At 59.4% G+C, this 19,821-nt stretch carries 16 protein-coding genes; 10 read left to right on the top strand and 6 right to left on the bottom strand.

Annotated elements, in window-relative coordinates; translation table 11 throughout:
• Positions 1-7 precede the first annotated feature (7 nt).
• On the bottom strand, positions 8-505 hold the full coding sequence (locus V6R85_RS18610) for a Csu type fimbrial protein (RefSeq protein WP_113100915.1): 498 nt from the start codon (positions 503-505) through the stop codon (positions 8-10).
• Positions 506-868: 363 nt separating this feature from the next.
• Between V6R85_RS18610 and V6R85_RS18605 the strand changes: the two genes are divergently transcribed.
• A complete protein-coding gene (locus V6R85_RS18605) occupies positions 869-3,658 on the top strand; it encodes a bifunctional aconitate hydratase 2/2-methylisocitrate dehydratase (RefSeq protein WP_060727213.1) in 2,790 nt (929 codons plus the stop codon).
• A 334-nt stretch (positions 3,659-3,992) separates the two neighbouring features.
• Positions 3,993-4,628 (top strand): type B chloramphenicol O-acetyltransferase, encoded by a 636-nt coding sequence (gene catB / locus V6R85_RS18600; RefSeq protein WP_060727212.1) that lies wholly within the window; start codon positions 3,993-3,995, stop codon positions 4,626-4,628.
• Between the two features lie 46 nt (positions 4,629-4,674).
• Here catB and V6R85_RS18595 read toward each other — a convergent pair whose 3' ends face one another.
• The 5 genes from V6R85_RS18595 to V6R85_RS18575 all read right to left on the bottom strand — a co-directional run bounded on the left by V6R85_RS18595 (position 4,675) and on the right by V6R85_RS18575 (position 11,347).
• On the bottom strand, positions 4,675-6,477 hold the full coding sequence (locus V6R85_RS18595; protein WP_111784972.1) for an NAD(P)/FAD-dependent oxidoreductase: 1,803 nt from the start codon (positions 6,475-6,477) through the stop codon (positions 4,675-4,677).
• 113 nt (positions 6,478-6,590) lie between these two features.
• Positions 6,591-7,664: a 2,3-butanediol dehydrogenase gene (locus tag V6R85_RS18590; RefSeq protein ID WP_112278135.1), complete on the bottom strand. Its 1,074-nt coding sequence runs from the start codon at positions 7,662-7,664 to the stop codon at positions 6,591-6,593.
• A gap of 158 nt (positions 7,665-7,822) precedes the next feature.
• A complete protein-coding gene (locus V6R85_RS18585) occupies positions 7,823-9,706 on the bottom strand; it encodes a sigma-54-dependent Fis family transcriptional regulator (RefSeq protein WP_112278136.1) in 1,884 nt (627 codons plus the stop codon).
• A 153-nt stretch (positions 9,707-9,859) separates the two neighbouring features.
• Complete coding sequence (locus V6R85_RS18580) at positions 9,860-10,171, bottom strand: tetratricopeptide repeat protein (protein WP_223568689.1); 312 nt, start codon at positions 10,169-10,171, stop codon at positions 9,860-9,862.
• 96 nt (positions 10,172-10,267) lie between these two features.
• Complete coding sequence (locus V6R85_RS18575) at positions 10,268-11,347, bottom strand: LacI family DNA-binding transcriptional regulator (RefSeq protein ID WP_060727208.1); 1,080 nt, start codon at positions 11,345-11,347, stop codon at positions 10,268-10,270.
• A gap of 237 nt (positions 11,348-11,584) precedes the next feature.
• On the opposite strand from V6R85_RS18575, the gene V6R85_RS18570 reads away from it, so the two are divergent.
• The 8 genes from V6R85_RS18570 to V6R85_RS18535 all read left to right on the top strand — a co-directional run bounded on the left by V6R85_RS18570 (position 11,585) and on the right by V6R85_RS18535 (position 19,804).
• Complete coding sequence (locus V6R85_RS18570) at positions 11,585-12,562, top strand: substrate-binding domain-containing protein (RefSeq protein WP_003521644.1); 978 nt, start codon at positions 11,585-11,587, stop codon at positions 12,560-12,562.
• 117 nt (positions 12,563-12,679) lie between these two features.
• Entirely contained in the window at positions 12,680-14,170 is a 1,491-nt protein-coding gene (locus V6R85_RS18565) for a sugar ABC transporter ATP-binding protein (RefSeq protein WP_060727324.1), read from the top strand.
• Positions 14,163-15,179: an ABC transporter permease gene (locus V6R85_RS18560; RefSeq protein ID WP_111791425.1), complete on the top strand. Its 1,017-nt coding sequence runs from the start codon at positions 14,163-14,165 to the stop codon at positions 15,177-15,179. The genes V6R85_RS18565 and V6R85_RS18560 overlap by 8 nt, the downstream gene beginning before the upstream one ends.
• Complete coding sequence (locus V6R85_RS18555) at positions 15,176-16,171, top strand: ABC transporter permease (protein ID WP_111791424.1); 996 nt, start codon at positions 15,176-15,178, stop codon at positions 16,169-16,171. The genes V6R85_RS18560 and V6R85_RS18555 overlap by 4 nt, the downstream gene beginning before the upstream one ends.
• 1 nt (position 16,172) lies before the next feature.
• Positions 16,173-17,021, top strand: a complete 849-nt coding sequence (locus V6R85_RS18550) for a sugar phosphate isomerase/epimerase family protein (protein ID WP_111791423.1) — start codon at positions 16,173-16,175, stop codon at positions 17,019-17,021.
• Between the two features lie 29 nt (positions 17,022-17,050).
• Entirely contained in the window at positions 17,051-17,716 is a 666-nt protein-coding gene (locus tag V6R85_RS18545) for a nucleoside triphosphate hydrolase (RefSeq protein WP_113100913.1), read from the top strand.
• Between the two features lie 64 nt (positions 17,717-17,780).
• A complete protein-coding gene (locus tag V6R85_RS18540; protein ID WP_111791421.1) occupies positions 17,781-18,650 on the top strand; it encodes a D-psicose 3-epimerase in 870 nt (289 codons plus the stop codon).
• 158 nt (positions 18,651-18,808) lie between these two features.
• Positions 18,809-19,804: a hypothetical protein gene (locus tag V6R85_RS18535; protein WP_111791420.1), complete on the top strand. Its 996-nt coding sequence runs from the start codon at positions 18,809-18,811 to the stop codon at positions 19,802-19,804.
• The last annotated feature ends 17 nt before the right edge of the window (positions 19,805-19,821 follow it).

Here is a 19,821-nt window from a genome sequence, read left to right as displayed (position 1 = left end):
ATGGCGATCAGTAATTGAGCGTGGCCGTCACCGTATCGGTATAGACGCCGACCGCGGGTGTCGTCTGGGCAGGTACGCGCCCATAGACAGTGAAGGTCTGCGGTGCCCCGGTTCCCGTTCCCGTTTGCCGGTCCGTCCCCACGGTGTTCCCCCACACCGTGCTATGTGCCGCAGTCGTATAAAGCGAGTAGGAAATGGTCGCGCCGGCGGGCGACGTCATCAGCCGGTTGGCGACCGTCGCCCCCGAGCCGGCGCCGGCGCTGAGGCCCAGGCTGAAGGGTGTGCTGGCCGTGCATTGCACGATAACATCACTGGTCGCATCGATATCGCTGCCGATTACGCCATTGGTGCCGAAATTGAGATTGCCGGCCGAGTTGATCTGGCATGCCGCCTGAATGGTGATCTGCACCGTGAAATTCGTCGAGGCGACCTGCGCAAGGCTTGATACCGGTGTGAAAACCAGTGCCGCCAGCGATAACAAATAGCTTGATATAGAAAACCGCATGCTGCCTCCCCAAGCTTCGCGCTGCCGATTTCGCCATACGCGATCTCGAATTACTCCGATAACGAGTAATTAGAATAAGCTAATATTCGCGCCGATTTGGTTAATAAATCCTTAACGGACGAGGCTGGAAAACTTCCGGGTGAAATGAGCTATTGGCTGCAACTTTATGAGGATAACACCAGGCCAGCGCTGAGTGCCTCGAAAGCGGCATTTTATCCGTCCACTCGTTCTTTACCGGAGTGCGGCATCTTGTCAGCGGCCCCCGGTTGGCGTAGTCGAAAACGACAGAAACCCGGGGCTTTCAACGCTACCTGCCGGTGGCGTTGTGTTTGGCTCCACAGACACCATGACGTTGGGATCGCGATGACACTTTATTTGGATTACCTGGCTGAAATCAAAAGCAGAGAACCACAGGGTCTCGCGCCCAAGCCGATTGATGACGGTGGACTGACGGCCGAGATTATCGAGCTGATCAAGGATGCCGGCAGCGAGCATCGCGCCGATGCCCTGAAGTTCTTCATCTACAACACCCTGCCGGGCACGACGAGTGCCGCGGGTGTCAAGGCTGCCTTCCTGAAGCAGATCATTCTCGGCGAAGCGATCGTGCCGGAAATCACGCCTTCCTTCGCGCTGGAACTGCTGTCGCACATGAAGGGCGGCCCGTCGATCCGCGTGTTGCTTGACATCGCGCTCGGCAACGACACTGCGATTGCTGCCGCCGCCGGCGAAGTGCTGAAGACCCAGGTCTTCCTTTACGATGCCGACATGTTCCGCCTGCGCGATGCCTACAAGGCGGGCAACGCCATCGCCAGGGAAGTGCTGGAAAGCTACGCCAAGGCCGAATTCTTCACCAAGCTTCCCGACGTTGAAGACGAGATCAAGGTCGTCACCTTCATCGCCGCCGAAGGCGATATTTCGACCGACCTTCTTTCCCCCGGCAACCAGGCGCATTCGCGCTCGGACCGCCAGCTGCACGGCCAGTGTATGATCTCGCCGGAAGCGCAGGCTGAAATCGTCGCGCTGCAGAGGCAGCACCCCGACAAGCGCGTCATGATGATTGCCGAAAAGGGCACGATGGGCGTCGGCTCGTCGCGCATGTCCGGCGTCAACAACGTGGCGCTGTGGACCGGCAAGCAGGCCAGCCCCTATGTGCCCTTCGTCAACTACGCCCCCATCGTCGCCGGCACCAACGGCATTTCGCCGATTTTCGCCACCACTGTCGACGTGACTGGCGGTATCGGCATCAACCTCAAGAACTGGGTGAAGAAGCTCGGCGAAGACGGCAAGCCGATCCTCAACAATGACGGTAATCCGATCCTCGAGCAGAAATACTCGGTCGAAACCGGCACAGTTCTCAAGATCGACGCCAAGAACCGCAAGCTGCGGGATGAAAACGGCACCGAGCTTGTCGATCTCGCATCTTCCTTCACCCCCCAGAAGATGGAGTTCATGAAGGCCGGCAGCTCCTACGCCATCGTCTTCGGCAAGAAGCTCCAGACATTCGCCGCTGAAACGCTCGGCGTCGATGCGACACCTGTGTTCGCGCCCAACAAGGAAATCTCCATCGAAGGACAGGGCCTGACCGCCGTCGAGAAGATTTTCAACCGCAATGCCGTCGGCGTCACGCCCGGGAAGGTGCTGCATGCCGGCTCCGACGTTCGCGTCAAGGTCAATATCGTCGGCTCGCAGGATACCACTGGTCTGATGACCGCCCAGGAACTGGAAGCGATGGCGGCCACCGTCATTTCGCCGCTGGTGGATGGCGCCTATCAGTCGGGTTGCCACACGGCCTCCGTCTGGGACAAGAAGGCGCAGGCGAACACCCCGAAGCTCATGTCCTTCATGCACAATTTCGGCGTCATCACAGGGCGTGACCCGAAAGGCGTCTATCACTCCATGACGGACGTGATCCACAAGGTGCTGAACGACATCACCATTGATGACCGGGCAATCATCATCGGCGGCGACAGCCACACCCGCATGTCCAAGGGCGTTGCCTTTGGTGCGGACTCTGGCACCGTTGCACTGGCGCTGGCGACTGGCGAGGCGACCATGCCGATCCCGCAGTCGGTCAAGGTTACCTTCAAGGGGACGATGCAGCCTTATATGGACTTCCGTGATGTGGTGCACGCTACGCAGGCACAGATGCTTCAGCAGCACGGCGACAACGTCTTCCAAGGCCGTATTATCGAAGTCCACATCGGCACGCTGCTCGCCGACCAGGCCTTCACCTTCACTGACTGGACAGCCGAAATGAAGGCCAAGGCGTCGATCTGCATTTCCGAAGATGAGACGCTGATCGAATCTCTGGAGATCGCCAAGTCGCGCATCCAGATCATGATCGACAAGGGCATGGACAATGCCGCCCAGACGCTGAAAGGCCTGATTGACAAGGCAGATCAACGCATTGCGGAAATCCGTTCAGGTGAAACGCCAGCCCTGAAGCCGGACGCCAATGCGAAATATTTCGCTGAAGTTGTTGTCGACCTCGATGTCATCAACGAACCGATGATCGCCGACCCTGACGTTAACAACAACGACGTTTCGAGACGCTACACACACGACACGATCCGCCCGGTATCCTATTACGGCGCGACCAAGAAGGTCGATCTCGGCTTCGTCGGCTCCTGCATGGTGCATAAGGGCGACGTGAAGATCGTCGCGCAGATGCTGCGGAACATCGAAAAGGCTGAAGGCAAGGTCGAGTTCAAGGCGCCGCTCGTCGTCGCCGCGCCGACCTACAACATCATCGATGAGCTGAAGGCGGAAGGGGATTGGGAAATCCTCCAGAAATATTCCGGCTTCGAGTTCGATGACGCCAATCCGAAGACGTCCAACCGCACCGAATACGAAAACATCCTGTATCTCGAGCGTCCGGGCTGCAACCTTTGCATGGGCAACCAGGAAAAGGCGGCAAAGGGCGACACGGTTCTGGCAACGTCCACTCGTCTCTTCCAGGGACGTGTCGTTGAAGACAGCGCCGAAAAGAAGGGTGAATCGCTTCTTGCCTCCACACCGGTCGTGGTGCTCTCGGCCATCCTCGGCCGCACACCGAGCATCGAGGAATATCGCTCCGCTGTAGACGGGATCGACCTGACAAAGTTCGCCCCGCCGAAGGTAACGCCGATCGATTCCCAGTCGGTCCATTACTAAGACCGAAGTCGTCGCGGGCGCGGGCCAAGGACGCCCGCGCCGGCGATGCGTTGAATATGCCGAATTAACGAGGACAGCGGGGAGAAGTCCCCGCTGTTGCGTTATGTGCCGGCGGAATTCCGATGTCAGCCATTGCAGGCTTCATACATGTCTTGGCTTGGCCTTCGCCGGTTTTTGCGGTAACCAGACTGCATGATAAAAGCCTCGAGTATCACCTGCATCTAGCTCCCGCCGTTGCGTGAGGAGCATCGAGCGAAAAGCCGACAGGCTTGGCGCTCGGCGTCGGCTTGCCTTGAGGCAAGCGAGTGCGAACATATGCAGTGAGATTACTCCAATGGAAAACTACTTCGAAAGCCCGTTCCGGGGCATCACGCTTGACAAGCAGGTCAAGAACCCGAACCTCGTGGTCGGGAAATACAGCTATTATTCCGGTTATTATCACGGCCACAGCTTTGAGGACTGCGCCCGTTATCTGTTGTCGGATGAAGGCGCGGACAGGCTGGTGATCGGAAGCTTCTGTTCGATCGGTTCGGGCGCCGCCTTCATCATGGCGGGCAATCAGGGCCATCGCAACGAGTGGGTCAGCACCTTCCCGTTTTTCTTCATGCCCGAGGTGCCGGAGTTCGAAAATGCAGGGAATGGTTATCTGCCGGCGGGCGACACCGTCATCGGCAACGATGTCTGGATAGGCTCGGAAGCCATCATCATGCCCGGCATCACGGTTGGTGATGGCGCCGTGATCGGAACGCGGGCGCTGGTGACGAAGAATGTCGAGCCCTATGCCATTGTCGGCGGCAATCCCGCAAAGACGATCCGCAAGCGGTTTGATGATGGCAGCATCGCCCTCTTGCTCGAGATGAAATGGTGGGAGTGGCCGGCGGAGCAACTGAAGGCGGCAATGCCGCTCATGACCAGCGGCAATGTCGCGGAGCTTTACCGGTTCTGGCAATCCGATAGGTCCCAGTCGTAAAAACGCCCGGCCCGCCTCATCGAGACGGGCCGGAACTCCCTCAGGGTCAGGACAGATGATGTGGCTTCTGAAGGCCGTAAACGGGTGTTTTCAGGCCCACCTGTCTCGCCTTGAGCTGCAGCGAGAGATATTGCGAATAGTGCCGCGATTGATGCAGGTTGCCGCCGTGGAACCACAGCGCCTGCTGTTGTGTCGGCTTCCACATGTTGCGCTGTTCGCCTTCCCATGGGCCGGGATCCTTGGTGGTGTCGGAACCGAGGCCCCAGCATTTGCCCACCTTGTCCGCCACCTCACGTGAAATGAGATCGGCCGCCCATCCATTCATCGAACCATAGCCGGTCGCATAGACCACCAGATCGGCGGGCAGTTTCGTGCCATCCTTCAGCACCACGGCATTCTCCGTCAGGTGCGAGACGTCGACACCGGATTTGAGCTTGATCGAGCCGTCGATCACGAGGTCGCAGGCCCCGACATCGATGTAATAACCCGATCCGCGCCGCAGATATTTCATGAAGAGGCCGGACTCGTCGTCACCGAAATCGAGCATGAAACCGGCTTTCTCCAGTGCCGCATAAAAATCGGCGTCCTGTTCGCGAATGCGGTCGTAAACCGGCACCTGAAACTCGTGCATGATCCTGTAGGGCACGGAGGCGAAAATGAGATCGGCCTTGCGCGTGGTCATGCCGTTTGCCACCGCCCGCTCGGAATAGAGGTCGCCGAGACCGATATCCATCAGCGAGTCGGATTTGACGATATGGGTGGAGGACCGCTGCAGCATGGTAACGTCGGCACCGGCCTCCCAGAGCGCTGCGCAGATATCATGCGCCGAGTTGTTGGAGCCGATCACCACGACCTTTCTGCCGGCATAGGCGTCCGGACCCGGATGCTGCGAGGAATGCTGTTGCTCGCCCTTGAAGACATCCTGTCCAGGGAATTTCGGGATATTCGCCTTGCCCGACATGCCGGTCGCCAGCACCAGCTGTTTCGGCCGCAGTACGACCTCCTTGCCGGCGCGGTCGACAATCACGGTCCATTCGCCCGTCACCTCGTCATATTGTGCCGACTTGCAGGTGGTGGAGCCCCAATAATTCAGCTCCATGACCTTGGTGTACATTTCCAACCAGTCACCCACCTTGTCTTTCGGCGTGAAGACGGGCCAGTTTTCCGGGAAGGGAATGTAGGGCAGGTGATCGTACCAGACGGGGTCATGCAGGCAGAGCGACTTGTAGCGCTTGCGCCAGCTGTCGCCGGGCCGCTCATTCTTTTCGATGATGATCGCCGGCACACCAAGTTGGCGAAGACGCGCGCCAAGTGCAATGCCGCCCTGTCCGCCACCGATGATGACGACATAGGGCTGCTCCGAATAGCCGAGTTCGGCGGCTTCGGCCTCGCGTTTTTCCTTCCAGGTCCGGCGGTTGCGGTCGTGGCCGTGCTCTGCGCCCATCGGTCGGCGGATACCCTTCGGTTCCTCATGGCCCTTCAATTCGCTCATGGTGGTGAGCAGGGTCCAGATCAGCCCGTCCTTCAGGCGGATGTGGCCGTAACCGCGGGCGACACCGGTCTCGAACTCGAACCAGCCTTCGGTGACGCCATCGCCTTCCGAGGCTTGCTCCTTCACATCCTGCACCAAGCCCGAGGGTTTGATGGCGGAAAGCTGGCTCGTCAGCATGTCGCGGATCTGCTCACGGCCTTCCAGCGTCTTCAGGTTCCAGGTGAAGGTCACGAGGTCGCGCCAGTAACAATCGGCCTGAAACAGGTTGACGGCGGCGTCTATATCTCCATTTTCCAGGGCATTGCCGAGCTTGGAAAGAACCGTGTCGATTTTGGTGGCGGGACTGACATCAAGCATATTCATTTCCTCCATGGTGCTTGGTCTGGTGGTGGAGCGGCGAAGTCGCCGCCCCGAAAGCCAACGGCTCCCGCATACCGGGCTCCTCTTCCCGGCATGCGGAGGCGGAAAGCCTATTTCGAAAGATCGATCAGGATCTTCAGATGAGTGCCGGCGGGATCGAGCAGGGCATCGAAGCCCTCAGACACGGCCGTATCGAGCGTGATCCGCTTGGTAACGATCTTCGTCGCCGGCAGCAGGCCGGAGACGATGAGTCGGATGACCCGCGGCCAATAATGGGTCGGATAGGCCCATGAGCCCTTGATCTCCAGATCGCGGAATGTCACCTGGAACCAGTCGATCGGGTTTTCATGCGGATGCAAGCCGGTCTGTACGACGACGCCCTGTTTGCGCACCGCATCGACGCAGGCCTTGAGCGCATGTTCATTGCCTACGCATTCAATGGCGACATCGCAGCCGACCTTGCCTTCCGTTGCCGCGCGCACGACATCACCGACATTGTCGCGCTTCGGGTTGATAGTGATGACGTCGGGGACGATGCTGCGGGCAAGCTCAAGGCGGGCATCATTGAGATCGGACACGAAGAGCTGGACCGCGCCGGCCGCACGCGCGGCCAGAAGCGTGAGCATGCCGATCGGGCCGGCGCCCGTGACCAGAACGCTGTTGCCGGCGGTGACGCCGCCGCGGTCGCAGGCATAGACAGCAACCGCTGAGGGTTCCACGAGTGCGGCCTCTTCATCTGTCATCTCGTCGGGAATCTTCTGAACGTTATATTCGTTGACGAGTGCTGCCTGCGCCATGCCGCCGCCTTCCCAGCTGAGACCGACCAGCGCCAGCTGCGTGCTGAGATGAAAGAGGCCACGGTCGGCGAAATAGTCACCGGATCGCGGCATGATGAGCGGCTGGATCGAGACGCGATCACCGACGCCGACCGAGGTGACGCCTTCGCCTATGGCCTCCACGACACCGCCGAATTCGTGACCGAGAATTTGCGGGCCATGTGCGCCGGTAAAGGGGTGCGGTTCGGTGGGGATGAAGATCGGACCGTAACTATATTCATGCAGATCGGTGCCGCAGATACCGACGAACCGGTTGCGGACGAGAACCTGCCCCGGCCCCGGCCGTTTCGGCTCGGGAATGTCTTCGATCCGCAGGTCCCTGGCTGCGTGAAATCTGAGCGCGCGCATGTTTTCTCCTCGATGGCTCCTGATGCCGGAGAAGGTGCAATGCCCGTGCCAGCACGGTTTGCCGTGCTGGAAGCCTGAAATTGCGGGGTTTTACCAGAATGCCGGTTTTGTATGACGCCACAGCTGTGGCGCAACAGCCGTGGCATATGCCTTACCTGTTAGTGAGGTTTTCCGATGCCGAGGCGTCGCATTCGCCGGTGCATCGTCGTGCGATCGATGCCGAGCCGGCGTGCGGCCTCCGACACATTGCCGTTGCAGGCCGCCAGAAGCGCGCCGAGATCGGCACCGCGACTGTCGATCATGGGGGCTGACGTTGCGGAGACCAGATGATCGGGAAGGTCTTCAGCCGTAATCACCCCGTCATCGCAAAGGGCGGCGGCAAAGGCTATCGCATTGTCCAGCTCGCGGATATTGCCGGGCCAGGAATGGCCAAAGATCAACATCCGGGCTGCGTTGGAGAGCGTCAGAGGACGACCCGGCAGCCCATGTTTTTCCAGAAGCCTATCGAGGAGCCAGGGGAAGTCGTCGCGCTCGCAAAGCGCCGGCAAGGTCAGCACGGCCGCATTCAGGCGGTAGTAGAGATCTTCGCGGAAATCACCTGTCCGTACCATGTCGCTCAACGGGCGGTGCGATGCGGAAATCACCCTGAAATCCACCTTCTGTGGGGTGGAGCCACCGACGGGCAGAATCTCGCCTTCGGCCAGCACCCGCAAAAGGCGGCTTTGTGCCGCAAACGGCATGTCGCCGATTTCGTCGAGGAAAAGCGTTCCGCCTTGTGCCTCTTCCACCAGTCCCTTGCGTCCTTTCGCCAGCGCACCCGTGAAGGCTCCCGGCAGATAACCGAACAATTCGCTCTCGATCAGCTGTTCGGGAATGGCGGCGCAATTGACGGCGACGAAGCGGCCGGAAACGCCGCTGGCGTCATGAATGATGCGGGCGAGATGTTCCTTGCCAGTTCCGGTCTGGCCCTGCAGTAGGATCGGCAGTTTTGCAGGCGCCAGTTTTTCCACCTTGCGCCTGAGGTTTCGAACCGCCGGTCCATCGCCGCCGATCTCTTCCATGACAGGCTGGGATTTCGGATGGGCAAGCGGCACGGTCGACCGGCGCTGCTGCGGTTCGATCGCGTGCGCATAAAGCACCGTGCCGTCCTTCACGACGATGCGCCTCTCCTGCGGCAGGCTTGACCGGGTGAGGGAGGCGAGTTCATCGAAGCCGGCCTCGAAAAACTCCTCCACGCGCTCTCCGAGGAGGCGTTCCGGCATGCGCCAGTCAAGCCCGCGCGATGCGGCGAGAAGGCGGGCGGCGGCGTGCGTCATGCCCGTTATCCGGCCAGAGCCATCGACGGACAGGGCCGCTTCGGGGTCGACATCCAGAAATTCGGGCGCGCCAGCAAAGCGCAGCACGAGATCATGACGGCTGCTGGCCATCAGATTTGCCAGTTCGATCCTTCGCACGGTCGACGAAACCAGATGTCGCGCCATGTTCTGGCTGGTCTTGAGGATGGGGGAACTCAGCAGCGAAATATCGAGTACGGCGGTGAGTGCGCCCTGGGTATCGTAGATCGGGGCGGCGGTACAGGAAAGCGGCGTATGTGTCACATCAAAATGATCGGTCTGGTGGATCGTCAGCGCTTCGCCGGTGGCAATGCAGGCGCCGACGGCGCAAGTGCCGGCGCGCGGTTCCGACCATTCAGAGCCCAGGTAAAGCCCGGCCTTGCGCAGATTGTTGTTGAATGACGGGTCGCCCAGAAACTCGACCGTCACTCCCTGCTGATCCGACAGAAGCAGAACGTAATTCTGCTCCGCCACCTGCCGGTACAGCCGCTCCAGGCCGGAACGGGCGATGTGGACGAGGTCTTCCGCCCGCTGGCGATGCTCGCGCAGGCATGTTTCGGAAACGATGACGGCTTCGCGGGCCTTGGCCGGATCAAGCTGATAGGTATCGAGACAACGCCGCCAGGATTCAAGCACCACCGCATCGCGGCCGGTATTCCTGCCCTGTCCGACGTGCTCGATTTCCTTGATGTGATCCGAAAAACCCATAAATCACCGGCCCTCGACAGCCGCCTCCCGTGATTTTTCCGGCGATCATAGCCAGTTTTATGAAATCTGGCTAACCTTCCGGCGATTTTTTGCGCATGGGCTCGATTGTGCTGGCAACGACGCGACCGAGTTGCGCCCGTGATTCCCGTCTTATCAACTGACGCCCTTTAAACTGCGTGACCGTAAACGTCGCAGCCGGACCTCCATCTGCCTTTTGGCCTGAATGTCGCCACGCCTGATGGCCACCGACATGCCTTTCACCCACGCCGCAATGGCGCCGTCCTCATCTCCCAACCGTGCGCGGCATTCGCCGAGTTCGGCCCAGACCGCCGAATAGTCTGGGTCCTGCCGGATAGCCTCCTGCAGATGATGCGCGGCATCTTCGAATTGCCCTGCGCCCGCCAGAGTCCTCGCGATTGAAAAGCGCAGGAGCGGACTGTCCCGTCCGTCTTCCAGCATCTTCATGAGTTTTTCTATCATCGTTATCCCGTTGCAATGGTGAAGCACCATGCAATCGGTACGACCTCAAGCGCAGTTGAGGTCAAGCGGTATTCCGCGCGTTCATCTGCCCATGCGGCGTAATGCAACCGGGTCCCAGATATCGTCGAGCGGGCCTTCCAGCGCGGTTCGCGGGGGAATGAGCTGCGGTTCGATAATGATGACCTCGGGTTCGCTCCGGTTCTCTTCCAGCAGTTCGAAACCCTTTTCGAGCATCTGCGCGATATCGGGCTTGATCATATAGACAGGGAAGGGAAGGAACGATGCGAACGGGTCGTAGTCGAAGCAGCCGACCACGATGTCGCCGAAGGTCTCACCGTCATGACGCCCCATGAAACGAAGCAGCCCTTCGAAATTTATCGATGAGTTGACGAAGAAACAGCGGGGCAGGCGGCCCCTGCGCTCGAAGAAACCTTCGAAAGCCAGTTCCGTCATGCGAGGGGAATAGCCGGTAATCTCGATATCGTCTCCACTCTCAGCCCCGAAATAGGCGGCCTTGGCAGCGTGGAAGCCGTCGATGCGGGCGCGGCTGGCGTGGTCGTCGTGACCACCGAACAGGATGACGTCATCAGGACCGAGAGGCCCGCCTTTTGCCGCATGGGCAAGGATTGCCGATGTCAGTATTTCCGCGCCGCGCCTGTTGTCGGAAATGACCGAGGACGCAAACTTGCCGGGAAGATCGATATTGACGTGCGGCAGCGCCGCGCGGGCGCAGACCTGGTGCACGCCGTCGGGATCGGTCACACCGGCAATGAAGAGCGCATCGATCGAATAGGCGATCAGGGTCTCCACGGTGCGACGTTCTTCCTCGGGATCGCGCCGACCGGAGACGACCATGGGCGACAGGCCGCGTTTGCGCGCCTGCCCCTCGAAGGTCTGCGCCATAGAGGAAAAGAACCGGTTGTCATAAACGGGCACCAGAAGCCCGACGAGACCGGATTTCGAGCTCCTCAAACCGCGGGCCTGCAGGTTGGTGGTGTAGCGATGCGCCTTGGCAAGCGAGAGAATCTTATCGGCAGTCTCCTCGGAAATCCGCCGCTTGCGCCATGATCCGTTCAACACGGCGCTTACCGTCGAGGCTGATGCGCCCGACAATATCGACAAGTCATAAATGGTGGCTTTCTTGGAACTTATGCCCGTCACTGTGATCTCCCCAACTGATTCCAATTATTAGAGCAGGCGTCCCCTTGACGGAAGGGAGCTTCATGATATGGTTATTGCACCATCGATTGTGCAACTTGGCAATATCGATTGTGCAAGATGGTTGCTGTGGGAGTGGCAAGGGAGAGTCTCGAATAAGCGAGATGAGAAATTTTGAACGCGCCAGATGAGAAATGGCTGCGGCGGGTTTCGGTTGCCGATTTTTTGAGGAGGAACATCATGAAGAAAATTATTGCTGCAGCGGTCGGCCTGTCGCTCGCGCTGCTTTCATCCGCCGCCTTTGCCGAAGGGCCGAAGGTTGGCGTCGTCGTCAAGATCGGCGGCATTCCGTGGTTCAACGCCATGGAGGCCGGTATCAAGGAGCAGAGCAAGAAGCTCGGCGTTGACGGTTTCATGGTCGGCCCGACCAGCGCCGACCCGGCGCTGCAGGTTCGCGCCATCGAGGACCTGATCGCCCAGAAGGTCGATTTTATCGGCGTCGTGCCGAATGATGCAAAGGTGCTGGAGCCGGTGCTGAAAAAGGCCCAGGCAGCCGGTATCAAGGTCATCACCCATGAATCGCCCAAGCAGCTTGGCGCTGACTGGGATTTCGAGCTCGCCTCCGCCAAGGGTTTCGGTGAAGCGCATGGCAAGCTCCTGGCGGAAAAGATGGGCGGCAAGGGCTCCTATGCTGTCTTCGTCGGCTCGCTTACGGTTCCGCTTCATAACGCCTGGGCGGATGCCGCCATCGCCTATATCAAGGCCAATTATCCCGACATGAAGCTGGTCGGCGATCGCTACGGTGTCGCTGAAGACCTCGACAAGAGCCGTTCGACGGCGCTTGACCTGATGTCCGCCAATGCTGACCTGAGTGGTTTCCTCGCCTTTGGTTCGCAGGGGCCGATCGGTGCCGGCCGCGCCGTCGAAGAGCGGCGCAAGGATGGCAAGGTCTTCGTCATCGGCCCGTTCTCGCCGGGGCAGGGCGCGAAGCTCATCAAATCAGGCGCGCTGACGGGGGGCTTCATGTGGAACCCGAAGCAGGCCGGTGAAGTCTTCATCACCCTCGCCGATCGTATCGCCAAGGGCGAGACGCCCAAGGCCGGCGACAATATCGAAGGTCTAGGCACCATCAATCCCGAGGGTAACACCATCGTCGTCGACCAGCTTTTGAAGATCGACAAGGAAAGCATCGACAAGCTCGTTTCCATGGGCCTCTGATCCTCCCCAAGGCCAAGGGCGTCGCGCGGGTGCGATACGCGCGCGACGCCTCATCAGGAAAACATGCCGAGCGCCACGTCTGCAAAGCTGCCGTGGCGGAAGGAGATTTACGTTATCATGAGCGCAGAACCGCTCCTGTCCCTCAAAAATGTCAAAGTCACCTTCGGCGGTGTGCGCGCCCTGAAGGATGTTTCCTTCGAGGTCAATCCGGGGGAAGTGCATTGCCTTGCCGGCGAAAACGGCTGTGGCAAAAGCACGTTGATCAAGGTCATAACAGGCGTTTATACGCCCGAAAGCGACGCCGAACTCTATTTCGACGGCAAGCCGATAGCGGCGATGACCCCGACGCTTGCGCAATCGCTTGGCATCCAGGTTATCTGGCAGGATCTGGCGCTGTTCGATGAAATGACGGTGGCTGAGAATATCGGCTTCCAGTACGCGGTGAATGGAAAATACGGGCTGGTCGACAAACGCGCCATCGAACAGGCTGCCGAAAAGGCGCTGGCCCGGCTCGGCGTCGAGATCGATCTTGATAAGCCGCTGAAGGAACTGCCCATCGCCCAGCGCCAGATCGTGGCGATTGCCCGCGCGCTGGTCGGGGAAGCGCGGCTCGTTTTCATGGATGAACCGACCGCGTCGCTCACGCAGTCCGAAACCGATTATCTGATCGACATCGTCCGCAACCTCTCTGCCTCGGGTGTGGCGGTCGTCTTCGTCTCGCATCGTCTTGCGGAAGTGCTGGAGATTTCAGACCGCATCACCGTGCTGCGGGATGGATCGCTTGTTGGCGTCTTTCCCGTTGAAGGCATGACCCAGTCACGGGTGACCGAACTGATGACCGGTCGCAATTTCGACAGCGCCGTCATCGCCGCAGATCACGACGACAAACCCGTTGTTCTCTCGGTGCGCGGGCTGAGCCGGGCCGGCGAATTTGAAGATGTTTCGTTCGATCTGCGGCGGGGAGAAACACTCGGCATAACCGGTCTCTTGGGAGCCGGCCGCACGGAACTGGCCTTGACCCTGTTCGGCATGCATCGGGCGCAATCGGGTGAAATCCTCATCGATGGAAAGAGGGTGGATTTCCATTCCAACCGCGATGCGATCCGGGCGGGTGTCGCCTATCTTTCCGAGGACCGGCTCTCGCTTGGTCTGAACCAGCCGCAGTCCATTGCCGATAATCTCGTCATGGCCTCTCTCGACCGCTTGCTGAGCGGTGGCCTGATCTCTCCGTCGAAAAAGGCGGATGTCGTTTCCCGCTGGATTTCGGCGCTCGGCGTCAAGATCGGATTGCCGGAAGATCCGATCCGCACGCTTTCAGGCGGCAATCAGCAGCGTGTGGCGATTGCCAAGTGGCTGGCGATCGGGCCGAAAATCCTCATCCTCGACGCGCCGACCGTGGGTGTCGATGTCGGTGCCCGCGCCGGCATCTTCGAAATCGTCCGCAAGCTCGCCGCAGAAGGTCTCTCGATCATCGTGATCTCCGACGAAGCGCCGGAAGTTTATTTCAATACAGACAGGGTCATCCACATGGTCGAAGGCCGGTTCCACGCCACCTATGATCCGCGACGCCTGTCGCTTACCGAACTGGAGTCCGCCATCTATGCGTAGGCTCATCCTCGGACATACGACCGAATTTACCCTGCTTGTGGTCATGGTGCTGCTCTGCACGGGACTGTCCTTTGCGACCGACCGCTTTCTCACCATTTCCAATGCATTCGACGTGCTGAATGTCTCGGCGGTCAATATCATCTTCGCGGTTGGCCTGCTCGTGGTGCTGATTTCAGGCGGTATTGACATCTCCTTCGCGGTCGCGGCCTCCGTCGTCCAGTATGTGACGGTGCTGGCGCTCAATGCGCTCGGCGGCGGCAACTGGGCGGAAGGTTTCATCATCGCCGGCGCCGTTGGCCTCGGTCTCGGTTTCGTCAATGCCTTCCTCGTCTGGCGGCTCAACATCATTTCCATCGTCGCGACCATCTCCACCTTCAACATCTTCTTCGGGCTGTTGATGTTCTTCACCAAGGGCGTGTCGATCTACGACCTGCCGGAGTGGCTGTCGACGCGCGTGGTGCTTTACGAGCGTGAGATGCCTGATGGTTCCTGGGTCGAGCTGACATTGCCCGTTGTCGTCATGATCCTCTGCTGTGTCGCCACCTGGTTCATGATTTCGCGCACCACCGTCGGGCGCAAACTTTATGCCTTCGGCGACAACCCTGAAGGCGCTCGCCGCTTCGGCATCAATATCGGTGCCATGCATTACATCTCCTTCGGCTGGCTCGGCCTGATGGCGGGCATTGCCGGGCTCATGCAGGCGCATTATGCGCAGGAGGTGGTGCCGAACGCGCTTTATGGCCGCGAGCTGGATGTTCTTGCAGCAACCGTGCTTGGCGGCGCGCGGCTTGGCGGCGGCAAGGGGTCTGTCATCGGCTGCGTGCTAGGGGTGCTGATGGTATCGATCACCCAGAACGGCCTCAACCTGATGGGGGTCTCTCCCTTTGCGTTCAAGATGATCGTCGGGGCCATCATCCTCATCGCCATCACGCTCTCTTCCACCCGGTTCGACAAGCTTCTGCCGAGCGCCTTACGGACATCCGCAAAGAAGGGGAGCGCCCAGCGATGAGCAGCCTTGTCAGGAAATTCAACGCGATCTTCGGTGCCGATATGGCCGGGCCGGTTATTGCCTTCATCGCGGTCATGCTCATCTTTGGAACGCTGGCGAACAATTTTCTTTCGCTCGGGACATTCGGTTCGGTCGCATTCCAGCTGCCGGAGCTCGGCCTGCTGACACTGGCGATGCTGCTGCCGCTTCTGACGGGCGGTATCAATCTTTCCGTCACCTTCGCCGCCAATCTGTCAGGTCTTGCTGCGGCTTGGGTGCTGCAGGTCCATGGCGGGGTGGATGCGCCGCCGAGCGCATTTCTGCTGGCCTGCCTTGCCGCACTTGTCACCGGCGGGGCTGCCGGTGCCATGACGGGAGCGGCGATCGCTTACACCCGCGCGCACCCCATTCTGGTGACGCTGTCGATGATGATTTTTTTGCGTGGCCTTGGCGAGTTTCTGACACGCGGCGGTGACGTTTCGGGTTTTCCCGCCTATATGGCGCCGCTTGGCCACGGCACGCTTCTCGGTCTGCCGATCCCGCTTCTGATCTTCATCGTCTGCGTCGGGCTCTGGCATGTGCTGCTGACGCGCACCAAGCTCGGCTTCGGCCTGTTGATGATCGGCTCGAATATCGAGGCCGCGCGTTATTCCGGCCTCAATACGCGCAAGATCCAGGTTCTCGTCTACACGCTCTCGGGTCTGATGTGCGCTGTTGCCGGCATCATCATGCTTGCCCGTTTCAACTCCGTCCGTGTCGGCCACGGGGAATCCTATCTGCTAATCACGGTGCTGGCGGCCTTTCTTGGCGGCATCAATCCGTTCGGTGGTTTCGGTCGGGTGCTGCCCGTTTTCGTGGCGCTCATCGTCCTGCAGCTCCTATCGTCCGGCCTCAATCTTCTCGGGGCCAACCAGCATCTGGCAACGGCGCTCTGGGGCGTGCTGATGATTGTCGTCATGGCGGCGCGCGGCCTGTTTTCAAGCTACTTCGCATCTCTCAGAAGGAAGGTATGACGTGAAAGGCTTCGGTGTTCACGCAATGATGTGGTCTCTGAAATGGGACCACGAAAACGCCAGACGGTCCATTGCCGCTGCCGCGGATTACGGTCAGGATTTCATCGAGATTCCGCTCATCGATATTCCCTCCGTCGATGCAAAACACACGCGCGCCCTGCTGGAGAAATACCGTCTACGCGCCGTCTGTTCGCTCGTGCTGCCGGAGCCCGCCTGGGCGTCTGTACGTCCCGACGCGGCTATCGACCATCTGAACACCGCGCTCGACAAAGCCGCAGAAATCGGGGCGGAAGCGCTGACGGGGGTCACCTATGGCGGCACCAATGAGCGAACCGGATTTCCACCGACGCAGGGTGAATATGACAACCTGACAAGGGCGCTTTCGCGGGCTGCCGGCCACGCGAAAACGCTCGGCCTGCAATTCGGCATCGAGACCGTGAACCGCTACGAAAACCATCTGCTCAATTCCGCCGAACAGGCGGTGGCGCTGGTCGAACGTATCGGTGCCGACAACGTCTTTATCCATCTCGATACCTTCCACATGAACATGGAGGAAAAGGGTATCACAAACGGCATCATCACCGCCCGCAACCACCTGAAATACATGCATATGTCGGAAAGCGACCGCGGCACGCCGGGGTTTGGCAACGTTGCCTGGGACGAAGTGTTTTCCGCACTCGCCGCCATCGATTTCAAGGGTGTGCTGACCCTCGAAAGTTTTGCCGCGATGCCCGAGGAGATGGCGGGCGCGATTTCGACCTGGCGGCCGGTTGCGCCGAGCGCTGATGAGGTTCTCGACAAGGGCCTGGCATTCCTGCGCGACAAGGCAAACCAGTACCGGATTTTCTGACAGTATTCATTATCGAGGCGAAGAATACCTTGAGCAAAATTGACGACAATGCCCGTGAAATTGCGGGCCTGACCCTCAAACGTCTCGCTGGCGGCAAAGGGCGGCGCGTGATGATTGCGATCGCCGGCGCGCCGGGATCGGGAAAATCCACCATTGCCGAGCATGTGGTTGACGTCTTGAACGCAGGCGAAAGCGTGTCTGCAGCGCTCTTTCCGATGGATGGCTTTCATTATGACGATGCCGTGCTGGAAGAGATGAAGCGCCGTCCCTTCAAGGGCGCAATCGATACCTTCGATGCTCACGGCTTGCGCCACATGCTTGAGCGCCTGAAGGCTAATGAGGACGACAAGGTTGCCGTCCCCGTCTTTGATCGCGCAATGGAAATTGCCCGCGCAGGCGGCCGTCTGATCCCGCAATCCGTCGATATCATCGTCTGCGAGGGCAACTATCTCCTTGCCAGCCAGTCGCCCTGGGATCGTCTCAAACAGATTTTTGACCTGACTGTCTTTGTCGATGTCGATGAGGACGACCTGCGTGCGCGGCTGAGAGATCGCTGGCGCAGCTTTGGCCTCGGTGAAGACGAGATCAATCGCAAGGTTGAAGAGAATGACCTTCCGAATGGCCGGTTCATCATTTCCTCGAGCACGGAGCCGGACCTTCGTATCGGAAATCCGGGAAGCAAGCCGACTTCCTGAAGCCGGCTGAACCGCTGCTCCGCCCAAATCAAATCCAGCGAAACGAAAAGCGAAAGAGATCCCCATGAAACACGGCATCTATTATTCTTACTGGGAACATGAGTGGAGCGCCAAGTTCGGCCCCTATATCGAGAAGGTCGCCAAGCTCGGTTTCGATATCATCGAAGTCGCCGCACACCACATCAACGACTATAGCGACGCCGAACTCGCTGCCATCAGGCAGAGCGCCAGGGATAACGGCATCATCCTCACCGCAGGTATCGGCCCTTCGAAAACGAAGAACCTGTCGTCCGAGGATGCTTCCGTGCGCGCAGCCGGCAAGGCGTTCTTTGAACGTACCCTTTCCAATGTCGCCAAGCTCGACATTCACACGATCGGCGGTGCGCTGCATTCCTATTGGCCGATCGATTACTCCCAGCCCGTTGACAAGGCGGGAGACTATGCGCGCGGCGTCGAGGGCATCAATGGCATCGCCGATTTCGCCAATGATCTCGGCATCAACCTTTGCATCGAAGTCCTCAACCGCTTTGAAAATCACGTGCTCAACACGGCGGCCGAAGGCGTCGCCTTTGTCAAGGATGTCGGCAAGAACAATGTGAAGGTCATGCTGGATACCTTCCACATGAATATCGAGGAAGACAGTTTTGGCGAAGCCATCCGCACGGCCGGCCCGCTTCTCGGTCATTTCCACACCGGTGAGAGCAATCGCCGCGTACCGGGCAAGGGCAGGATGCCCTGGCACGAAATTGGTCTGGCCCTTCGCGATATCAATTACACCGGTGCCGTTGTCATGGAGCCCTTCGTCAAGACCGGCGGTACGATCGGCTCTGACATCAAGGTGTGGCGCGATCTCAGCGGCGGCGCCGACCTTGCGAAAATGGACGAGGACGCCCGCAATGCCCTGGCATTCTCCCGTTTCGTCCTTGGCGGCTGATACCCATAAGTGCGTTGACCGGGCGGCCGCCATCCGTCGCCCGGACAACCACCGCTATGTCCGTCCGCCATCACCGAGTTGAAATGACAGCCGCTTGTGGGCTAAAGCACTGATGTCTCTTCAGGATCAAAACGATCCGCCCAGGACCATTGGTTTGCATGATCCCTGTCGCATTGCCCTCCGTCGAAGCGCTGCTTCTCCTTGCCTTCTTTCTCGTCACGACCCTTGTGTGGGTCGTCTGGACGTTGTTGCTGTTCGTCCGATACGTGAGCGGCCGCTGGAAGCGCCCGATGATCCTGCCTTACGGGCTGGTGACCGCCGTTGCGCTTTTCACGCTCTTTCGGTTCGGTGATTTTTATCTGCAGATGAGTGCTTACGACAGGGAAAGAGCGGCAAGCTATCGGCCGGAACTCTCGCAGCCGGCTCGCCTTGGCGGGATCGATATGCCCAAGGGTACGAAACTTGAACTGGCCATTGCCGATAACAGGCAGGCCTTCAACCGCGCCGTGTTTCCGCATCCGGTGCGGATCGCTGATATCGATGCCATCGAGATCGCCCGTTATATCACGATAAAGACCAATGAGAATTACGAAACGATCGGCTTTACCCCTGGCAACATGCGCATAACCGGCAATGGAGTGACCACCCAGAGCGGCTGGCGCTGCGACGCGACGCGGCCGGTTGAGTTCGATCTCTTGCCCGATGGCGGCATCTCCGCCTTCAGCAAATGCATTCTCGCCGATGGCAATGTTGTTGACGGCATCGGCCTGCCGAAAGGCACGTCCCTGCGCGCCTCCACCGGTAATGTCTACACCGACGGCTTCGTCGATTCAGACAGATGGGTTCTCGACACGCCGCAGGAGCAGACCGTTCACATCGACAGTTTCGATCTTTCGGAAGTAACGCTTGCCCTTGATGGCAACCAAAAACTCCACGAAATCAGCAGAGGTGTCCTGTCAAAAGATGCAACGCTCGGAACGCTTCACCATGCCGCCGGAACCAATATTCGTTATAACCCCCGGCATCTTCGCAACGGCTATCCCGGCGCGTGGTTGATAGTCCCGCCTCTGCCTGCACCCGATGCTCTACCGGTTCCGTCGCATGATATTGTGCAGGGCAGGGACGGAAAGGTTCTGTCCACCTCTGCGGATTGATTGCATGAGGGAGGGGC

This window comes from Agrobacterium sp. CCNWLW32 (assembly GCF_037083425.1).
In the GTDB taxonomy this organism is placed as follows: Bacteria; Pseudomonadota; Alphaproteobacteria; order Rhizobiales; family Rhizobiaceae; genus Agrobacterium; species Agrobacterium radiobacter.
This window is presented reverse-complemented; position numbering and strand designations above follow the sequence as displayed.

What these genes read in the sequence shown, in the direction of transcription:
- V6R85_RS18610 (WP_113100915.1), bottom strand. Translation starts at nt 505, where the DNA reads ATGCGGTTTTCTATATCAAGCTATTTGTTATCGCTGGCGGCACTGGTT.
- V6R85_RS18605 (WP_060727213.1), top strand. Translation starts at nt 869, where the DNA reads ATGACACTTTATTTGGATTACCTGGCTGAAATCAAAAGCAGAGAACCA.
- catB (WP_060727212.1), top strand. Translation starts at nt 3,993, where the DNA reads ATGGAAAACTACTTCGAAAGCCCGTTCCGGGGCATCACGCTTGACAAG.
- V6R85_RS18595 (WP_111784972.1), bottom strand. Translation starts at nt 6,477, where the DNA reads ATGCTTGATGTCAGTCCCGCCACCAAAATCGACACGGTTCTTTCCAAG.
- V6R85_RS18590 (WP_112278135.1), bottom strand. Translation starts at nt 7,664, where the DNA reads ATGCGCGCGCTCAGATTTCACGCAGCCAGGGACCTGCGGATCGAAGAC.
- V6R85_RS18585 (WP_112278136.1), bottom strand. Translation starts at nt 9,706, where the DNA reads ATGGGTTTTTCGGATCACATCAAGGAAATCGAGCACGTCGGACAGGGC.
- V6R85_RS18580 (WP_223568689.1), bottom strand. Translation starts at nt 10,171, where the DNA reads ATGAAGATGCTGGAAGACGGACGGGACAGTCCGCTCCTGCGCTTTTCA.
- V6R85_RS18570 (WP_003521644.1), top strand. Translation starts at nt 11,585, where the DNA reads ATGAAGAAAATTATTGCTGCAGCGGTCGGCCTGTCGCTCGCGCTGCTT.
- V6R85_RS18565 (WP_060727324.1), top strand. Translation starts at nt 12,680, where the DNA reads ATGAGCGCAGAACCGCTCCTGTCCCTCAAAAATGTCAAAGTCACCTTC.
- V6R85_RS18560 (WP_111791425.1), top strand. Translation starts at nt 14,163, where the DNA reads ATGCGTAGGCTCATCCTCGGACATACGACCGAATTTACCCTGCTTGTG.
- V6R85_RS18555 (WP_111791424.1), top strand. Translation starts at nt 15,176, where the DNA reads ATGAGCAGCCTTGTCAGGAAATTCAACGCGATCTTCGGTGCCGATATG.
- V6R85_RS18540 (WP_111791421.1), top strand. Translation starts at nt 17,781, where the DNA reads ATGAAACACGGCATCTATTATTCTTACTGGGAACATGAGTGGAGCGCC.
- V6R85_RS18535 (WP_111791420.1), top strand. Translation starts at nt 18,809, where the DNA reads ATGATCCCTGTCGCATTGCCCTCCGTCGAAGCGCTGCTTCTCCTTGCC.